18 protein-coding genes are annotated in these 19,021 nt (G+C 39.8%); all 18 read left to right on the top strand.

Annotation, left to right across the window (positions count from 1 at the left end):
* Nucleotides 1-86: 86 nt before the first annotated feature.
* The 18 genes from gmk to rnc all read left to right on the top strand — a co-directional run bounded on the left by gmk (nt 87) and on the right by rnc (nt 19,008).
* Nucleotides 87-707 carry a guanylate kinase gene (gene gmk / locus IEU90_RS08085; protein WP_153710694.1) on the top strand — a complete coding sequence of 207 codons (621 nt, stop codon included), beginning with the start codon at nt 87-89 and terminating at the stop codon, nt 705-707.
* Complete coding sequence (gene rpoZ / locus IEU90_RS08090; protein WP_003663855.1) at nt 704-922, top strand: DNA-directed RNA polymerase subunit omega; 219 nt, start codon at nt 704-706, stop codon at nt 920-922. Before gmk ends, rpoZ begins: the two co-directional genes overlap by 4 nt.
* A 132-nt stretch (nt 923-1,054) precedes the next feature.
* Nucleotides 1,055-2,260 (top strand): bifunctional phosphopantothenoylcysteine decarboxylase/phosphopantothenate--cysteine ligase CoaBC, encoded by a 1,206-nt coding sequence (coaBC, locus tag IEU90_RS08095; RefSeq protein WP_153710693.1) that lies wholly within the window; start codon nt 1,055-1,057, stop codon nt 2,258-2,260.
* Nucleotides 2,261-4,690: a primosomal protein N' gene (gene priA / locus IEU90_RS08100; protein ID WP_153710692.1), complete on the top strand. Its 2,430-nt coding sequence runs from the start codon at nt 2,261-2,263 to the stop codon at nt 4,688-4,690. It begins immediately after the preceding gene.
* 18 nt (nt 4,691-4,708) lie between these two features.
* Nucleotides 4,709-5,662, top strand: coding sequence for a methionyl-tRNA formyltransferase (fmt, locus tag IEU90_RS08105; RefSeq protein WP_153710691.1), 954 nt, complete (start codon nt 4,709-4,711; stop codon nt 5,660-5,662).
* Nucleotides 5,652-6,995: a 16S rRNA (cytosine(967)-C(5))-methyltransferase RsmB gene (gene rsmB, locus IEU90_RS08110; protein ID WP_188357965.1), complete on the top strand. Its 1,344-nt coding sequence runs from the start codon at nt 5,652-5,654 to the stop codon at nt 6,993-6,995. Before fmt ends, rsmB begins: the two co-directional genes overlap by 11 nt.
* Nucleotides 6,996-7,002: 7 nt before the next feature.
* Nucleotides 7,003-7,743, top strand: a complete 741-nt coding sequence (locus IEU90_RS08115; RefSeq protein ID WP_153710709.1) for a Stp1/IreP family PP2C-type Ser/Thr phosphatase — start codon at nt 7,003-7,005, stop codon at nt 7,741-7,743.
* A gap of 3 nt (nt 7,744-7,746) precedes the next feature.
* Entirely contained in the window at nt 7,747-9,651 is a 1,905-nt protein-coding gene (pknB, locus tag IEU90_RS08120; RefSeq protein ID WP_188357966.1) for a Stk1 family PASTA domain-containing Ser/Thr kinase, read from the top strand.
* Nucleotides 9,652-9,663: 12 nt separating this feature from the next.
* Entirely contained in the window at nt 9,664-10,554 is an 891-nt protein-coding gene (rsgA, locus tag IEU90_RS08125; RefSeq protein WP_153710689.1) for a ribosome small subunit-dependent GTPase A, read from the top strand.
* Between the two features lie 10 nt (nt 10,555-10,564).
* The gene (gene rpe / locus IEU90_RS08130) at nt 10,565-11,218 is read left to right on the top strand and encodes a ribulose-phosphate 3-epimerase (RefSeq protein WP_153710688.1); all 654 of its coding nucleotides are present in this window, start codon (nt 10,565-10,567) and stop codon (nt 11,216-11,218) included.
* A gap of 105 nt (nt 11,219-11,323) precedes the next feature.
* Nucleotides 11,324-11,977: a thiamine diphosphokinase gene (locus tag IEU90_RS08135; protein WP_153710687.1), complete on the top strand. Its 654-nt coding sequence runs from the start codon at nt 11,324-11,326 to the stop codon at nt 11,975-11,977.
* A 147-nt stretch (nt 11,978-12,124) separates the two neighbouring features.
* Nucleotides 12,125-12,310, top strand: coding sequence for a 50S ribosomal protein L28 (gene rpmB, locus IEU90_RS08140; protein WP_003663833.1), 186 nt, complete (start codon nt 12,125-12,127; stop codon nt 12,308-12,310).
* A gap of 216 nt (nt 12,311-12,526) precedes the next feature.
* On the top strand, nt 12,527-12,889 hold the full coding sequence (locus tag IEU90_RS08145) for an Asp23/Gls24 family envelope stress response protein (RefSeq protein WP_003663831.1): 363 nt from the start codon (nt 12,527-12,529) through the stop codon (nt 12,887-12,889).
* A gap of 25 nt (nt 12,890-12,914) precedes the next feature.
* A complete protein-coding gene (locus IEU90_RS08150) occupies nt 12,915-14,624 on the top strand; it encodes a DAK2 domain-containing protein (RefSeq protein WP_153710686.1) in 1,710 nt (569 codons plus the stop codon).
* Between the two features lie 98 nt (nt 14,625-14,722).
* Nucleotides 14,723-16,759, top strand: coding sequence for an ATP-dependent DNA helicase RecG (gene recG, locus IEU90_RS08155; protein ID WP_188357967.1), 2,037 nt, complete (start codon nt 14,723-14,725; stop codon nt 16,757-16,759).
* 18 nt (nt 16,760-16,777) lie between these two features.
* Nucleotides 16,778-17,809, top strand: coding sequence for a phosphate acyltransferase PlsX (gene plsX, locus IEU90_RS08160; protein WP_153710685.1), 1,032 nt, complete (start codon nt 16,778-16,780; stop codon nt 17,807-17,809).
* A gap of 36 nt (nt 17,810-17,845) precedes the next feature.
* On the top strand, nt 17,846-18,100 hold the full coding sequence (acpP, locus tag IEU90_RS08165; protein WP_153710684.1) for an acyl carrier protein: 255 nt from the start codon (nt 17,846-17,848) through the stop codon (nt 18,098-18,100).
* Nucleotides 18,101-18,306: 206 nt separating this feature from the next.
* Nucleotides 18,307-19,008 (top strand): ribonuclease III, encoded by a 702-nt coding sequence (rnc, locus tag IEU90_RS08170; RefSeq protein ID WP_188357968.1) that lies wholly within the window; start codon nt 18,307-18,309, stop codon nt 19,006-19,008.
* The last annotated feature ends 13 nt before the right edge of the window (nt 19,009-19,021 follow it).

The raw sequence follows: 19,021 nt of genomic DNA on the forward strand, positions 1-19,021 counted from the left end.
TAATTTTTTGCTGTACATTTGCTTGATTTCAGTTCTAATCTAGTGCATTATAGTATTAATACGATTAAACAAATAGGAGCGTTATAATGGCAAATCGTGGAATGTTAATTGTGCTTTCTGGCCCTTCAGGGGTTGGTAAAGGGACTGTTCGGAAAGCTATTTTTGATTCAAATGATAATGATTTTCAATATTCTATTTCAATGACAACTAGAAAGCCGCGACCAGGTGAGGTTAATGGAGTAGACTATTTCTTTGTTAGCAAAGAAGAATTTGAACATCATATTCAAACCGGCGGAATGCTTGAATATGCTAAGTATGTTGACAACTATTACGGTACACCATTAAAATATGTTAATGAAACCTTAGATTCTGGGAAAGATGTATTCCTCGAGATTGAAGTCAACGGAGCAATGCAAGTTCGATCCAAATGTCCAGATGGCGTATTTATTTTCTTAACACCACCTGATTTAGATGAATTAAAGCAACGGTTGATTCATCGTGGAACTGACAGTATGGAAGTTATTAATAAGCGTATTCATAAAGCTTTTAGCGAGATTCAAATGATGCAAAACTATGATTATGCGGTTGTTAATGATGAAGTTCCAAAGGCGGTTGAGAAGATTAAAGACATTATCCGCACCGAACGGCTTCGTGTAACACGTGTTATGCCACGATATCTTGAAATGTTAGGAGATTCCGAAAAATGATTCTATTTCCATCAGTTGATGAATTATTAAAACATATTGATTCACGTTATTCGTTAGTAATGCTTGCTAGTAAGCGTGCTAACGAACTAGATGCAGGTGCTGCACCGTTACTTGAACATTATGATTCAAGTAAGTCAGTAGGAAAAGCTCTTGAAGAAATTCTTGCTGGAAAAGTAACGATTGATCCTGATCACACTGAAGACTTACAAGATTAATCAAACCACACAAAGATGACAAAAGGGACTAGAGCAAAACTGCGCTGGTTCCTTTTTTGCTCATAAAAGTCCAGATAATAACGATAAAATGCTATAATCAACTAAGGAAAATAATGAAGCTGAGGTGGAGAAATGACACGGATTGCAGTATATCTTACAGGCAGTATTGCTGCATATAAAGGGGTAGAAGTAGTACGCGGACTTCAAAAGATGGGACATGAAGTTCGTGTGGGGATGACAGATGCTGCTACTAAACTTGTTACACCTGCCACGCTTTTTGCCTTAACTAAGGAAAAGGTTCTTACTGATCTTTGGGATGAGCATTCGACCCCAATTCCGCATATCGAACTGGCGGATTGGTCTGAACTGGCAGTCGTTGTTCCAGCATCAGCCGATATTATCGCTAAAATGGCACTCGGCCTTGCTGATGATGCGGTTTCAACAACTTTGCTTGCAACGGCAGGACCCAAGATAATTGTTCCTGCGATGAATAACCATATGTGGCAAGCCCCGGCGACACAGCGTAATATTTCGCAGTTACAACAGGATGGGGTAAATGTCATGCCACCAGCTAGTGGACGGTTAGCTGAAGGATATACAGGTCGGGGAAGATTACCAGAACCAGTAGCAATTTGCCAATATATAAAAGATTTTTTAGCAACTAAAAAGGTCTTGCAAGGTAAAAAGCTGATTGTGACTGCTGGCGGTACTCGGGAGAATATTGATCCGGTTCGTTTTATCGGTAATCGTTCTTCTGGTAAGATGGGAATTGCAATTGCTGAGGCTGCCGCTCAAGCAGGTGCAGCGGTCAAATTAATTATTGGTCAAGTTTCAGTTGATCTTCCCCAGTCACCAGCTATTGAAGTTGTCAAAATTACTACGACAGAAGATCTTTTTAAGGCTTTGCAAGGGTACTTTCCAGAAAATGATATATTGATTATGGCGGCGGCAGTGGCTGATTATCGTCCAGTCGATTTTACTGACCATAAAATTAAAAAGAAAGTAGATAATCCTAACATTACGTTAGAATTGACTGAAACGGTAGACGTGCTAAAGGAAATAGCAAAAACAAAAAAGAAAAATCAGCTTGTAATAGGATTTGCGGCTGAAACTAACGATTTGTTAACAAATGCTAATCGTAAACTTGCTAGTAAAAATGCAGATATGATTATTGCTAATAGTGTTGCTGGTAGTGATGGGGCGTTTGGCAATGATGAAAACCAGGTAACGGTTCTGCAGAAAAGCCAGCCGCCAATTAAGATGGCACGTCAATCCAAGAGCAAAGTTGCAACTAAAATTATTGAATTAATTAGTTCAAAGTTAAAGCAAGGTGATTAAATGCCAGAATTGGCCCAAGTAGTTGTTGATGTCCCAACTATGCAAACGAATCAGCCATATACATATCAAATTCCGCCAACACTCGAAAAGCAAATTCAAGTTGGTGTAAGGGTGATTGTCCCGTTTGGCAATGGAAGACGAACAGTTCAAGGCTTCGTTGTGGGAATTAATCAGGAAACAAAATATGAGGGAAAACTTAAACCGATTCAAGCAATAATGGATTTACAACCAGTAATTAGTTCTGAATTAATGGAACTTAGCAAGTGGTTAGCGGACAGCACATATTCTTTTTGGATTTCTTGTCTATACACTATGTTGCCTAACTTATTAAAAGCTAAGACGACAAGAATTATTCGGATCATTGATGAAGTGGATGAGCATGTAGCATTTGATATTTTCCATGGTAAAGATGAGTTAGAGATGACTGATGTTCAAGATAACCCGACAATTTTAAGCGAATTATTAAAACTCCAAAAAGCAGGGAAAATAGCAATTGAATATCAAGTAGAAGACCGTGCTCACGCTAAAACGGTTACTGGAATCCACCCCCAACTTAATTTTGAGCAATTAGAAGATGAGCGGATTTCACTCCATTCAAACGCCCATGCTCAAAATCGCCTTATCTCATATTTACAATCATTAAATGGACAGACTGTTAAGTTCAAAGAAGCACAACGGATAACAGGGTTAAAGCCAGCCACCTTTAATCAGGGACAGAAAAAGGGATGGTTAGAAAAAGTACCGATTGAAGTCTACCGGCAACCTTTGGACATGCAGGGAACACCGGATGACCAACATTTAGCAGCCCCGCTTACCCTTAACGCAGATCAAGAAGCAGCGGTTAATAAAATTAATCATGCAATTGACGATCATGCTTCACAAGTTTTTTTACTTCAAGGAGTAACAGGAAGCGGTAAGACAGAAGTATATTTACAATCTATTGCTAATGCTTTGAGACAAGGGAAGACCGCCTTAATGTTAGTTCCTGAGATTTCTTTGACGCCACAAATCGTTAACCGTGTTCGTCGTCGATTTGGCTCTAAGGTAGCAGTATTACATAGCAGTCTATCCAATGGTGAACGATACGATGAATGGCGACGGATTGAACGTGGTGAAGCACAAGTCGTTGTAGGAGCACGTTCCGCAATTTTTGCCCCGTTAAAGAATATTGGGTTAATTGTTTTAGATGAGGAACATGAATCTAGTTATAAGCAAGATGAGTCTCCCCGTTATCATGCGCGTGAAGTTGCAAAATGGCGGGGAAAATATAACCATGCGCCAGTCGTCTTAGGGTCTGCTACCCCCAGCCTTGAAAGCCGTGCACGGGCAGTGAAAAATGTCTACCATCTGCTAAGATTACCACATCGCGTAAATCAGCAAATCCTTCCGCCAATTAATATTGTTGATATGCGTGATGAGGTAAAGAAGCATGGTGAAAGCAACTTTTCACAAGTATTATTAGGAGAACTGGCGGACCGGCTTCAAAAAGGTGAGCAAAGCATTTTGATGTTAAATCGGCGTGGCTTTTCATCATTTATGATGTGCCGTGATTGCGGAGCCGTATTAAAATGTCCTAATTGTGATATTTCGCTGACTTTACATATGGATACGCGAACGATGAAGTGTCATTATTGTGGTCATGAAGAGCCGATTCCTCATGAATGTCCGAACTGTCATAGCCGTCAGATCCGTTATTATGGAACCGGAACTGAGAAAGTTGAACAAGAATTGCATCAATTATTACCAGGTGCCCGTATTATTAGGATGGATGTTGATACAACACGGCGCAAAGGAATGCATGCAAAATTATTGCGTCAGTTTGGTCATCATCAAGCAGACATTTTATTGGGAACCCAAATGATTGCAAAAGGGCTCGATTTTCCTAATGTTACACTAGTAGGAGTTTTAAATGCCGATACCGGATTAGGATTGCCGGATTTTCGAGCAAGCGAACGGACCTTTGACTTATTGAGTCAGGTTAGTGGGCGTACTGGTCGCGCGAATAAGCAGGGAAAGGTCATTATTCAGACCTACAATCCGGATCATTATGCTATTCAAGACGCTAAAGAGCATAATTATGAAAAGTTCTTTAAGCAAGAAATGATGTTACGACGGCAAGCAGGGTATCCGCCTTATTATTACACGGTACGGTTAATGGCAAGCCATCCAGAAGAAGCAAAGGCTGCAGGTGCGATGGCCAAAATTTACGAACAGTTAAAAAATGGGCTTTCTTCGTCTACTATTATTCTGGGGCCAACCCCCCGAGCAATTGCACGAATGAAACGGCGATATTATTATCAGATAGTAATTAAATATAAAAAAGACCCGTACTTACACCAATTATTATTTGATATTCTTCAAAATACTCAGAGTCGCGGGTTTAAAGATGTACAGGTAAGTATAGATCAAGATCCACAATATTTTATGTAAAAGAAAGGATGTATTTTAATGGCAACATCAATCGTTTTTATGGGTACACCAGAATTTGCTGTTCCCATTTTACAAAGTTTAATTGACAATTCAGAGTATGATGTTAAGGCTGTATTAACACAACCGGATCATCATATTGGTCGAAAGAAAACACTCCATAAATCGCCGGTTAAAGAGTTGGCTGAGCAAAATAATATTGAAGTTTTACAACCTGCTAAATTGAGCAAGAGCCCAGAAATGGAAAAAATTATTGCCATGAAACCAGACTTGATGATTACGGCTGCATATGGTCAGTTCTTACCAACAAAGCTATTAGCGGCGGCCCAAATTGCAGCTATTAATGTTCACGGTTCGCTCCTGCCTAAGTATCGTGGTGGTGCGCCAATTCAATATTCAATTATTAATGGCGATAAAGAAACCGGTGTCTCCATTATGTATATGGTGAAGAAGATGGATGCTGGAGATGTATTAGCTCAAAAGGCAATCCCGATTGAGGATAATGATGATAGTGGCACGATGTTTAAGAAGCTTAGTCTGCTAGGTCGTGATTTATTATTGGAAACATTGCCAAAACTAATTAGCGGTGATGTCCACCCGGTTGCGCAAGATCCGGATAAAGTTGTCTTTTCGCCAAATATTACAAGTGAACAAGAACAGATTGATTATCGGTTACCTGCCCGTTTAATTGATGCGAAGGTCCGCGGGTTACGGCCAGCACCACTTGGCAACATGGTTATTGATGGCTTACGGACAAAAATTTACGATGTTACGCCATTAACTGAACAGACAGATCTTGAACCGGGAAAGGCAGTCCGTGTTACTAAACATCAATTGGTGATTGCAGCTGGTGATGGGACAACTTACCAGATTAATAAATTGAAACCAGCGGGTAAGAAGGCAATGGATATTACATCATACCTTAATGGACATAAAGATATTACTGAGGGAGGACAAGTTGTAAGTGATGACTAAATTTCAGCCACAAAATGCGCGAGAATTAGCATTAGTAGCTTTGGAAGGAGTAGTCGAAAAGGGTGCTTATTCTAACCTGCAAGTAGATCAGTTACTTAAAAAATATCCTTTAGCAGATAAGGACCGCCGATTAGCAACTAATATTATTTATGGAGTATTACAGCATAAACTAACCCTTGAATATTGGCTGCAATCCTTTGTTAAGGGAAAGCGTCTTGATCCATGGGTTAAAACATTACTTCTCTCTGCTATTTACCAATTTCATTATTTAGAACGAGTACCAGATTGGGCTGTCACTGATGAAAGCATAAAAATTGCAAAACGCCGAGGCAATCCCGGAATTCGTAAATTTGTTACAGGTGTTTTACATGCCGTTTTAAGAGAAGGATTACCTGATTTAAGGAAGATTAATAATCCTAATTTGCGGTTGAGTTTGCAAAGCAGTGTTCCGCAGTGGTTAGTAGCTGAGCTTATTACTGAATATGGACAGGAAAAGACGGAAAAGATTCTCCAATCCATTAATGAACCAGCTCATCAGGTTGTTCGTGTAAATACTGCTAAAACAGACATGGAAACAATAAAAGAAGCATTGGATAAAATGGGCGTTGAGTATCATGAAAGTCAAGTGGCACAAGATGCCCTAGTAATTACTAAGGGTGAAGTTATTACATCCAGCTTGTTTGAAAGCGGAAAAATCACAATTCAAGATGAAAGTGCAATGCTCGCTGTTGAAAGTATGCACATTAATCCTAACGATAAGGTGCTTGATGCATGTGCTGCCCCTGGTGGTAAAACTGTCCAAATAGCGGAAAAGCTTATTGGAGGTCATGTCGATGCGCTTGATATCCATCAGCATAAGGTTCGGTTGATTGAAAAAAACGCCCAACGCTTGGGAGTAGGCGACCGTGTTACTGCTAATGCGCTTGATGCCCGTAAGGTTAACGAATTATTTGCAGATGAGAGTTTTGATAAAATTCTTGTTGACGCTCCTTGTAGCGGAATGGGATTACTAAGACGTAAACCCGAAATTCGCTATACCAAGACATTAGATGACAGTAAGAAATTGCATCAAATTCAGTTATCAATTTTAGATGCAGTCGCTGCAAAAGTAAAAAAAGGCGGTATAATCACATATAGCACGTGCACGATTTTACAACAAGAAAACGATCAAACTGTTCAGGCATTTCTTACTAAGCATCCTGAATTTGAGTTAGTAAAAACAACAACTGCACGTAAGATTAAAGATAATCGTCACTCATTAACTTTAACTATCTTACCGAGTGACTTTAATTCTGATGGCTTCTTTATTAGCAGCCTTAAGAAGGGAATATAGTAGATTGATGAAAGTTGCTTATCAAACAGATATTGGTCATCAACGAAAGCAAAATCAAGATCGGGTTGCTGTTTTCACTAATAAATTTGGCAATCAATTGCTGGTTATTGCTGATGGTATTGGTGGAAACAGAAGTGGCGATATTGCTGCAGAACAGACCGTAACTATTCTTGGCGATCAATTTAAGAACAGGCCGCCACGGACACCAATGGACGGGATACGTTGGTTTGCTCGAGAAACGCAATCAATTAATGACCAAATCTTATCGCAATCAAAACATAACCTTCAGATGCAGGGAATGGGGACGACGATGGTTGCAGCCATTACTTTTAACAATGCAGTTGTCGTTGCTAATATTGGTGACAGTCGTGGATACATTCTCCACCAGAATCTGTTAACGCAGATCACAGTCGATCATTCTCTTGTTAACGAGTTAGTTAAAACTGGTGATATTTCTGAAGACGAAGCATTAAAACTACCGCAAAGCAATATCATTACGCGTGCCATTGGGATTTCTCCTGACGCACAAATAGAAGTGAACCGTTTTGAACTAAACCACGGCGATCAATTATTAATGTGCTCTGACGGTCTGTTTAAAACTGTCGCTAAGGATCAAATCATTAAGGTTTTAGAGTTGCCGATACCACTTGAAGAGAAGTGTGCGCAACTAGTAAAAATGGCAAATGATGCAGGCGGTCCAGATAATATTACCGTTTTAATCGGGATTAATAGTGACCAGGAGGGATAAGCAATGAATCCTGGATACGAAATTGGTCACCGATATAGGATAATTAAATCGCTGGGCGAAGGTGGAATGGCAAATGTCTACTTAGCTCATGATTTAGTATTAGATCGTGATGTTTCAGTTAAGCTTCTCCGGCTTGACTTACGAGATGATCCTAATACTAAACGGCGATTTCATCGTGAGGCGATGGCAGCCACGCAGTTAAATGATCCGCACATTGTTGGTGTTTATGATGTTGGCGAAGATCATGGACTGCAATATATGGTGATGCAGTATGTGAAAGGGACCGACTTAAAGGCATACATAAAAAAACATCATCCAATACCGTTACCACAAGTTATTGATATTATGGAGCAGGTGCTTTCTGCTGTTGCTACAGCACACGCCCATGGTATTATCCATCGTGACCTAAAACCGCAGAATATATTAATTGATGAAAATAAGAATATCAAAATTACTGATTTTGGAATTGCCGTTGCCGTGTCACAGGACTCTTTAACGCAAACTAATACATTAATGGGTTCTGTACATTACTTATCACCGGAACAGGCCCGCGGAAGCATTGCAACAAAACAGTCTGATATATATTCTTTGGGAATCATCCTTTTTGAATTATTGACAGGAAAGGTGCCGTTTGAAGGCGAGACCGCAGTATCAATTGCGTTAAAACATTTCCGTGAAGAGATTCCATCAGTGCGGGAACAGAATAAGCAAATTCCCCAAGCATTAGAAAATGTAATAATTAAGGCAACCGCTAAGGAACCTGCTAATCGATATGCTTCGGTTGACGAGATGGCTGCTGACTTAAGGACTGTTTTAGATCCGCAACGAGCTAATGAGCCACGTCTAAAGTTGCAGGAAGACGATAATGGTGAGACAAAAGTATTAGATGTTAAACATTTAAACAATGAAAGAAAACATCAAAAAAATACTGATGATCAGCAGCAAAAACAACGTCCATCAACAAAATCATGGTGGAAAAAGTACGGGATTATTAGCGGAATCGTTATTATCGTTTGCCTAATGCTTGTCGGTGGCTGGTGGTTCTTTGTTCGACAGGTTATCATCCCAGATGTTGAGGGGATGACCATTGTCAAAGCGGAACAACGATTGCATCAACAGGATTTGCGAATTGGTAAGATTACCCGTGTAAATAGTCAGACTGTTGATAAGAATCGTATTGTGACAACAAGCCCGCACATAAGCCATAAAGCACGAGTAAGTACTCCCATCAACTTAACCGTAAGTACAGGGGTAAAGCAGTGGACAATGGCAGATTATGTAGGAGAAGATTATTCATCGGTAGCTGCTAATTTACGCCGCAAAGGCTTTCAAGTTCACCAAGAAAGTGTTTATTCCGATGATATTGATAAGGGACAGATAATTAAGCAAAATCATAAAAAGGGTGCAATTGTTAAAACAGCATCTGACACAATTGTCTTTCGTGTTAGTGCAGGTAAGGAACCAATAAAAATACCTGATTTTACGAATCAAGATATTAGTGCCGTTCAACAGTTTGCAAATAAAAATAATTTACAATTAACGACACAAGAGAAAAAGTCAAAGACAATTGCGACTAACCATGTTATTAGTCAGACTCCACGAGCAGGATCGACGCTAAATCATGGGGATACCTTGACAGTCTCGATTGCTAATTCTGGTAATCAGACGAAGACAACAAATATTCAGATCAATATTCCGTTTGATGGTAATGGTGGACAACGAGAAAACCGAGTACAAGTGTATATTCGGGACGCAAACCATAACCTAACAATGGAATATCAAGATATTACGATTAATCAGGAAACGACAATTAACGTGCCGTTTACCCTTAAACAAGGCCAAATGGGAGCCTATCGGGTTGTTCGCAACGGGCGGACAATTATGAGCGCAACAAATATTACAGGATAATGGAGGTGCCATTTGAAGAAAGGAATAATTCAACAATCGTTAAGCGGCTTTTACGATGTTTTTGCTGATGATAAAATTTATCGAACAAGAGCACGAGGCAATTTTCGACAACGGAAAATAAAGCCTGTTGTCGGTGATTACGTCGAATTTAGCGCGGAAAACCAACAAGAAGGGTATTTACTCAAAATCTTACCGCGACGAAATCAATTAGTTCGGCCGCCTGTTGCGAATGTAGATATGGCGGTTGTCGTCACTTCTGCCAAAGAACCAGCATTTTCCGCTAACTTATTAGATCGGCAGTTAATCGCACTGGAAGCACAAAAAATTACCCCTTTAATTTATTTTTCAAAAACTGATTTACTCACCACAGAGGAGTATCAGCAATTATTACCAATAGTTGAAGGATACAAAAAAATCGGCTATCAGGTTTATGAGGATTATGATCCTTTTAATCCGCAACAGTTAGCTGCTATGATGAAAAAATTAAAAGGCAGCGTAGTAACAATGATGGGTCAAACTGGAGCAGGTAAGTCAACACTACTCAATCATTTAGCACCACAATTAAAATTGGCAACAGGCGAAATTTCGCAAGCTCTTCAGCGTGGTCGTCACACGACAAGAAAAGTGAGTCTGTTAGATGTTAATGGGGCATTAATTGCCGATACACCAGGATTTTCATCGTATGAAACCTTTGACATGACCGTTAATGACCTACCATTACTATTTCCTGAAATGGTAGAATTATCTGCTAATTGTAAATTTCGTGGATGCCTTCATTTAAAAGAGCCACAATGTGCTGTGAAGGAAGCGGTAAACAATGGTATAATCATGAAGAGTCGGTATGATGATTATGTTCAGTTCCATGAATTGATTGCTAATCAAAAACCAAATTATAAGAAATGAGGGAATTAGAATGATTAAAGTTGCACCATCAATTTTAAGTGCAGATTATGTAAACTTACAAAAGGATATCGAAAAGGTAGAAAAGGCTGGTGCGCCATACCTTCACATCGATGTTATGGACGGTACATTTGTTCCAAGTATCTCTTATGGACCAGGTTTTGTGAAAGCTATTCGTCCTATTACAAATATGGTGTTAGATGTACACTTGATGGTTGAAAGTCCAGAACACATCTTGCCAATGTTTATTGATGCTGGAGCTGACATTATTGGTGTTCAAGTCGAAGCAACCCAACATATTCATCGTGCTCTTCAGATTATTAAGAATGGCGGAGTTAAAGCTGAAGTTGTTATTAACCCTGGTACACCCGTAGCCATGATCGAACCAGTATTACACATGGTTGATCAAGTATTAGTAATGACAGTTAACCCTGGCTTTGGTGGTCAAAAGTTCTTGCCGGAAACTGTTGATAAGATTGCACAACTAAATGCAATTAAGGAAGAAAAGGGCTATGACTTTGACATTGAAGTTGATGGCGGCGTTAACGATAAAACTGTTGCTGACTGCTACAAGGCCGGTGCTACAGTAGCAGTTGCTGGTTCTTATGTCTTTAATGCTGAAGACCCAGCTGAACGAATTAAAGCACTTGAAGATGCGACAAAGTAATTAGTTGCTGAGAAATAAAGAAGGTCTTTGGTGTTCAGGAGATATCCGAATGCTAAAGTCTTCTTTTTTGTTTTGACGAAGTTCTTAGTTTTAGAGGATAGAATAATGCGGATAAATGTACTTGTCGGCGGTCCTGTTGAAATGGTTCCGACTGAACTCATCTTAGAGCGTAAGAATGAAAAGTGGATTGGCGTTGATCGCGGAGCAGTAAGATTATTGAAATGGGGGATTAAACCACTAATTGCAGTTGGTGATTTTGATTCAATTGATAAAGAAGAATTATTAGGGTTAGAAGATACCTTAGAAAAGATTAAGATCTATCCACCAGAGAAAGACTACACCGATACTCAACTTGGTATGAAATTTGCTATAAATGAAAATCCTGATGAAATTAATGTCTTTGGTGCAACTGGCGGACGGTTGGATCATTTGTTGGCAAATTTATTTCTGCCCCTGCAAGAAGAATTTAAGCCTTATCTTACACGGACTAAATTTATTGATTGCCAGAATGTAGTAAGTTACTATTTACCGGGCGAATACACTATTTCAAAATTACCAGCGATGAAATATCTTGCTTTTGTTAACCTTACCCCCGTTCGCGGACTAACCCTAAAAGATGAAAAGTATCCTTTAGAAAATTGGAGCAGTCAAATTCCATTTTCCTGGACCAGCAACGAATTTACAGCTGTTAATAATCATTTTGCGTTTAGAAGTGGAGTAGTGGCTGTAATCCAATGTAACGATCCATTAAAACAGTAATTTGCGGGCGTTAAAAGTGTGTCAAGGAAAATTACTTGAAAGAAAACTATTGCATTGTGGTGGCGCCTATGGTAGATTAATTAGGTGAGTTACATCGCAGTTTTGCGTAAACGAAAAAATTATGAAGCAAAGAGGAGGGTATCACCAATGGCTAAAGATTTTATCAACGGTAAACGGACGCAATTTGGTAACAAGCGTTCTCACGCCCTTAACTCAAGTCGGCGTAGCTGGAAGCCTAACTTGCAAAAGGTAACCATTTTAGTTAATGGTAAGCCTAAGAAGGTTTACGTTTCAGCACGTACACTGAAGTCAGGTAAAGTGACTCGGGTTTAATTAAAAATGATGCCGTCCAGCTGGGCGGCTTATTTTTTACGTAAATTAATTAACCCCATTAATCAAAATACAAAAATATGAATAGGTTACTTTTTTACTTAAATATGCTATGGTATGATGGTATTGATTTAATTGTGGATATTAGTAGAAGTTACTAAGTCCTGAGATTATCCGGCATCTGTATTAGGGCCGGCACTTTATAAGGAGGCCATGACGATGGCAGTAAAAATCAAAACTAAGTCAGGTACAATTGACATTGATAATGATGTGATTTCATCAGTTGTTGGTGGGGCTGCTACTGATAACTACGGTGTTGTTGGAATGGCAAGTCGAAACCCCTTGCGTGATGGGGTCAATCAAATTCTTCGTCGTGAAAATTTTGCACGGGGAGTTGTTGTTCGGCAACAAGATAATGGAGTAGCTGTTGATGTTAATATTATCGTAGGCTATGGCACTAAGATTTCAGAAGTATCAAAGAGTGTCCAAGCAAAGGTAAAGTATAATCTTGAAACAATGCTCGGGATCACGGCTAACTCAGTTAATGTATGTGTCCAAGGTGTTCGGACACTAGAAGATTAAGCGAGCATTGGGGAGGAATTTCGAATTGGCTGTAACAAAAATTACAAACCTTGAATTTGGCAAGATGGTCCAAGCGGCTGCAGATAAACTTGGCAAAAATGCTGAATTTATTAATTCATTAAATGTTTTTCCGGTTCCGGATGGTGATACGGGAACTAACATGACTTCTTCAATGGCTAGCGGTGCTAAGTATGAACGTAATGAAACAAGTAAAAAAGTTGGCGATCTAAGCGCAGCATTAGCAAAGGGACTACTGATGGGTGCCCGTGGGAATTCGGGGGTTATCTTATCGCAAATTTTCCGTGGCTTTGCAAAGGCAACGGAAGGCATGGACGTTTTATCAGCCGCTGATTTCGTAAATGCTTATGCTAATGGTGCTAAGACAGCATATAAAGCTGTTATGAAACCAACCGAAGGAACTATTTTAACTGTAGTTCGTGAATCTGCTCAAGAAGGTCTTAATAAGATAAAAGAAACCGATGATCTTATTGAGATTATGCATGCAATCTATGAAGCAAGTGAAAAGGCACTAAAAAAGACTCCAGATTTATTACCTGTCTTAAAAGAAGTTGGGGTAGTTGATTCAGGTGGTCAAGGGTTAGTTTTTGTTCTACAGGCATTTGATGAAGCTTTAAGCGGCCGTGTTGATAAGAGCGAAGATTACAAGCCTGATAATGCAGAAATTGACGAAATGGTTCATGCAATGGATCATCAAAGTGTTCAAGGCAAGCTTAATCCAGAAGATATTAAGTATACATATTGTACACAGATGTTAGTTCGGATCGGCAAAGGAAAACAGGTAACCCAAAAATTTGACTACGATACTTTTTATAACTACTTAGCTGAATTAGGAGATAGTCTACTTGTCTTGAACGATGATCAAGTTGTACGGGTTCACGTTCATACAGAGCATCCTGGGAAAGTTTTATCTTGGGGTCAGCAATTTGGTGATTTACAGACAATTGAAATTCATAATATGGTATGGCAGCAAGAAGAAATTATGGAAAACGATGAAGAAAATTCAGCTGAAGAATCCCCAATTGAAAAAGCTAAGGCTGCTAATGAAGCTAAAGAGGACCTTAAGACTGCTGTAATTGCGGTTGCCTCTGGAAAGGGTATTGCTAAATTATTAAAGAGTTTGGGAGTCACTCATATTATTACTGGTGGTCAAACAATGAACCCAAGTACTCAGGACATTTTAGACGCAATTAATAATAGTGGCGCTAAGCAGGCAATTGTTCTTCCTAATAACGGGAATATCTTTATGACTGCTGACCAGGCGGCAGATGTAGCCGATATCCCAACAAAGGTGGTTCATAGTAAGACGATTGCTCAGGCGATGAGTGCATTGCTTGAGTACAATCCAGAAGCATCCTTAACTGAAAATCAGACTAGTATGGAGAGTAATCTTGACGCAGTTGCTAGTGGTGCAGTTACTAACGCTGTCCGCGATACAACAATTGATGGTCGAGAAATAAAGAAAGACGACTATATGGGAATTGTTGACGGTAAGATCGTCACTACTGACCTTAACCTTAAAGAGGCAGCAATCAAGATGGTAAAAGCCATGTTAGATGAAGATAGTGAAATTGTGACAATTCTATATGGAGCGGATGGCGACCAGTCAACTGCCGAAGAAATCAAAGCGGCAGTTGAGGAAGTAGATGATGAATTAGATATTCAGATTTACGATGGTGGACAACCTGTTTATCCATACCTGATTTCTGTCGAATAGAATTATATTATTTTATAGGGGTGGGATAATAAAGAGCGATTGGCTTTTGATCCCACTCCTATTTTGAATGCTGGCTATGTTTAAGCGAGGTGAGATAGGTGAGAAGCTTAGCAGATTCAGTTGCTAATTTAAAAGGTGTCGGTCCTAAACGGGTAGCTGATTTAGCAACTTTAGGCATTGATACGATTGAAGATTTATTAACTTACTATCCGACTCGGTATAACGACTTTACGCCGACAGATATTGACAGTGCTAAGGATAAACAAAAGATAACCTTGCAGGGAGTTATTGTCTCAGAACCAATTTTAACTAGGTACGGATATCGTCGTAATCGGCTCGCTCTTCGCATGCAGGTTGGAAAAGAAGTAATTCTTGTAACATTTTTTAACCAACCTTACCTAAAAAAGCAGCTGGCATTAAACCAGCAGGTAACAGTAATGGGGAAATGGGATGCGCACCGTCGTCAGATAACAGCAAACAAACTGATTAAGGAGCAGGCGGATAATCGCAATGAATTTGGGGCAGTTTACTCGGTCAACAAACACATCCGTCAAAATACTTTGCAGAGTTTTATCCGTCAAGCTTATGAAGAATATGCTAATATAATTCCTACTTATCTACCTGAAACACTTCGGCAACGGTATCGATTATTAGATCGCCGACAAATGATCAAAGAGATCCATTTCCCACAGACCCAAGCGACAGCAAAAGCAGCTCGCCGAACAGCCGCTTATGAAGAATTCTTTTTGTTTCAACTGCGCCTACAAGCTATTCGCCGGGCTCATCGACAAGAAAATGGTGATCGGATTTTATACCACAATGACGAGTTAAAAGAATTTATTGCTGGTCTCCCTTTTGAATTGACAACTGCACAAAAAAGGGTTGTTAATGAGATATGTCGAGACATGCGTCAGCCTTATCAAATGAACCGGCTTCTTCAAGGGGATGTTGGCTCTGGAAAAACAATTGTAGCGGCAATTGCCATTTATGCAGCCATTACTGCAGGCTACCAAGCGGCATTAATGGCCCCAACTGAAATTCTGGCAGGACAACATGCTGAAAAATTGGCGAAGGTTTTTGAAGGGACTCATGTTCATGTTGCATTGTTAACTGGTTCTTTAACCGCTAAGCAACACCGTGAATTAATGACGGCAATGAAACGCGGGGACGTTAACCTAATTGTCGGAACCCATGCTTTAATTCAAGATGATGTTGAATATGCTAATCTCGGGTTAGTAATTACTGATGAGCAGCACCGGTTTGGAGTTAACCAGCGACAGCAGCTACGAGAAAAAGGTGAGCACCCTGATGTCCTTGCAATGACAGCAACCCCGATTCCGCGAACATTAGCAATCACCAGTTATGGAGAAATGGATGTTTCAGTAATTGATGAGCTTCCAGCTGGGCGTAAACCAATTCGGACTAATTGGCTACAATCGAACCAACATGCAGAAGCAATCCGCTTTTTACGCGAACAATTAAAAGATGGCGCGCAGGCTTATGTTGTTAGCCCGCTAATCGAAGAATCGGCAGCTTTAGATGTCCAAAACGCCACTGACCTGTATAATCAGTTATCGGTGGATCTGGGGCCTTCTTATAAAGTTGGCTTGTTGCATGGTCGTATGGGAACCGATGAAAAAGATGAAACAATGCGGCAATTTAAGGAAGGTAAGCTACAGGTATTGGTAGCAACAACGGTGATTGAAGTAGGAGTAGATAATCCCAATGCTACGGTAATGGTTATCTATGACGCTGATCGATTTGGCCTTGCCCAGCTTCACCAGTTACGGGGCCGGGTTGGCCGAGGGAACCGCCAAAGTTATTGTCTATTAATTGCTGATCCTAAAACAGACGAGGGAAAAGCACGAATGAAGACGATGGTCGCTACTAATGATGGCTTTAAGGTAGCTGAGCAAGACTTGGAGCTGCGGGGATCTGGAGACGTGCTAGGCAAAAAACAATCAGGGATGCCGGAATTTAAGGTTGGTGACCCGGTTGCTGATTTAAAAATGCTTCAAATTGCCCGTGCTGATGCCGGTAATCTTTTAGCTACTCCTAACTGGGATGATGTTGACGAGAATCAGCCACTTGTTTTGTACCTAAAACGTCATGAATTAAAAACGCATTTTGACTGATGTGAGGAGGATTTTTTTATGAAAATTGCAGTTGATGCAATGGGTGGCGATAATGCTCCCCAAGTAATTATTGAGGGTGTTGAACAGGCACGAGATCTTTATCCTGACCTAGAATTTGACCTTTATGGTAATCCGGATAAAGTAAAGCCATTAATAAAAAATAACGATCGCTTAAATATGATCGCTACAACTGAAGAAATTTCAATGGGTGAAGAACCGGTTCGAGCAATTAGAAGAAAAAAGGACTCATCAATTGTTCGGGCAGCTACGGCGGTTAAAGATGGAAAAGCAGATGCGTTCTTCTCTGCAGGAAATACAGGGGCAATCTTAGCGGCTGGCTTATTTATTGTTGGGCGGATTAAGGGAATTGACCGTCCAGGGTTGACAAGTATTTTACCAATTGCCCAGCCCGGTGCTAATCGACATAACTTTGTGTACTTAGATACTGGAGCAAATGCCGAAAGTAAAGAAAAAAATCTTGAGCAATATGCTTATCTTGGCAAGTTTTATGCAGAAAATGTGCTGGGGGTTGCTAATCCACGGATCGCCTTGCTAAATAACGGAGCTGAAGAGGATAAGGGAGATAAACTACATAAAGAAGTATGGCAAATCCTTAATAGTAAAGATGATTTGAACTTTGTTGGTAATGTTGAAGCAGGCGACCTTTTATTCGGTAAGGCTGATGTTATTGTAAGTGATGGCTGGACAGCTAATGCGGCATTAAAGGCAACAGAAGGAACCGCTAAAATGATGATGACGCTGATTAAACACGGGATTCTTCATGGTGGACTGCGGGCCAAGTTGGGTTACTTGATGTTAAAGCCAACGTTCCACCAAATTGGTCAAAAGATGAGTGCTTCAACATATGGAGGAGCCGTTCTTCTAGGCTTAAAAGCACCAGTTGTAAAGACGCATGGTTCATCGGATGCATTGGCGGTAAAGAATACTATTAGTCAAATTAGAACGATGCTGAAAACCGGTGTAATTGAAAAAACAGTTGAATTTTTTGATAATACTGAAAATCTAGACAACTCTAACAAAAACGAATAGAATAAGTAGCGAACTAGTAAAGAGAGGTTAATAATAATGGCTGATGATAAGAAAACAGAAATCTTTAATAAGGTTTCAGAGATTGTTGCGGACCATTTTGACGTTGATCGGGCCAAAATTACTGATGATCTAAATTTAAAAACAGACTTAGATGCAGACTCAATTGATTTCGTTGAATTTGTTCTCGAATTAGAGGATACTTTTGGTGAAGAAATTGATGATGAAGATGCTGAAAAACTCAGTACAATTGGCGAGGTAGTTGACTATATTGCTGCCCATACTGCTGATTAATGATGTTTTGCTTATTAGAAAAGTTATGATAAAGCTGAAGAGGCTGGGAAAAGACAAAATAGTTTTTTCCGCAGCCTCTACTTTTTGCTTAATTTTCAATATTTACCTAATTATACATAAAATTACCTGCGGAAACGAAGGTTGTCTAGTATAATAAGCGGTAGACATTTTTATAAACATTTAGTCAATAATGAAAGGAATTTTTTATGATCGAAGAATTACAAGACTACCTGGCCAAGGAATTTAATATTCATTTTGATAATCCTGCTTTATTAGCAGAAGCTTTTACTCAGGCTTCTTACGTAAATGAACATCCTAATCAAGGACTGAAATTTTATGAACGGATTGAATTTCTTGGCGATGCTGTGTTGGAACTGATCGTCTCGGAGTATATTTATAAACGTTTCCCCGAATTACCACAGGGAAAACTTACCCGGCTAAGAGCAGTAATGGTTTGTGAAGATAGTTTTTCAAAGTTTGCTAAGGAATGTCATTTTGACCAATACATTCGTCTAGGTCATGGTGAAGAGATGGCTGGAGCACGTCAACGGCCGGGGCTACTATGTGATATTTTTGAATCCTTTATTGGAGCACTATATTTAGATCAAGGACGTCCGGCAGTTGAAAAGTTTGTCCAACGGGTAATTTTTCCTAAGCTTGATATGGGGTGGTTTGACCATGCGGTTGATGCCAAGACAAGCTTGCAAGAATTTCTTCAACGCGATGGAGATATCGATATCGAATATCATTTAATCGATGAGAGCGGTACTGAAAACGATCCTAACTTTAAGGTGAATGTCACGGCTAATGGTGAAGTTATTGGTGAAGGGGAAGGATCCTCTAAGAAACACGCTGAGATGCAGGCTGCCCAACAAGCACTTGATAAGATGAGAAATAAAAATAAATAGTAAGTAGGAATAA

It is taken from the genome of Limosilactobacillus caviae (assembly GCF_014635905.1).
In the GTDB taxonomy this organism is placed as follows: domain Bacteria; phylum Bacillota; class Bacilli; order Lactobacillales; family Lactobacillaceae; genus Limosilactobacillus; species Limosilactobacillus caviae.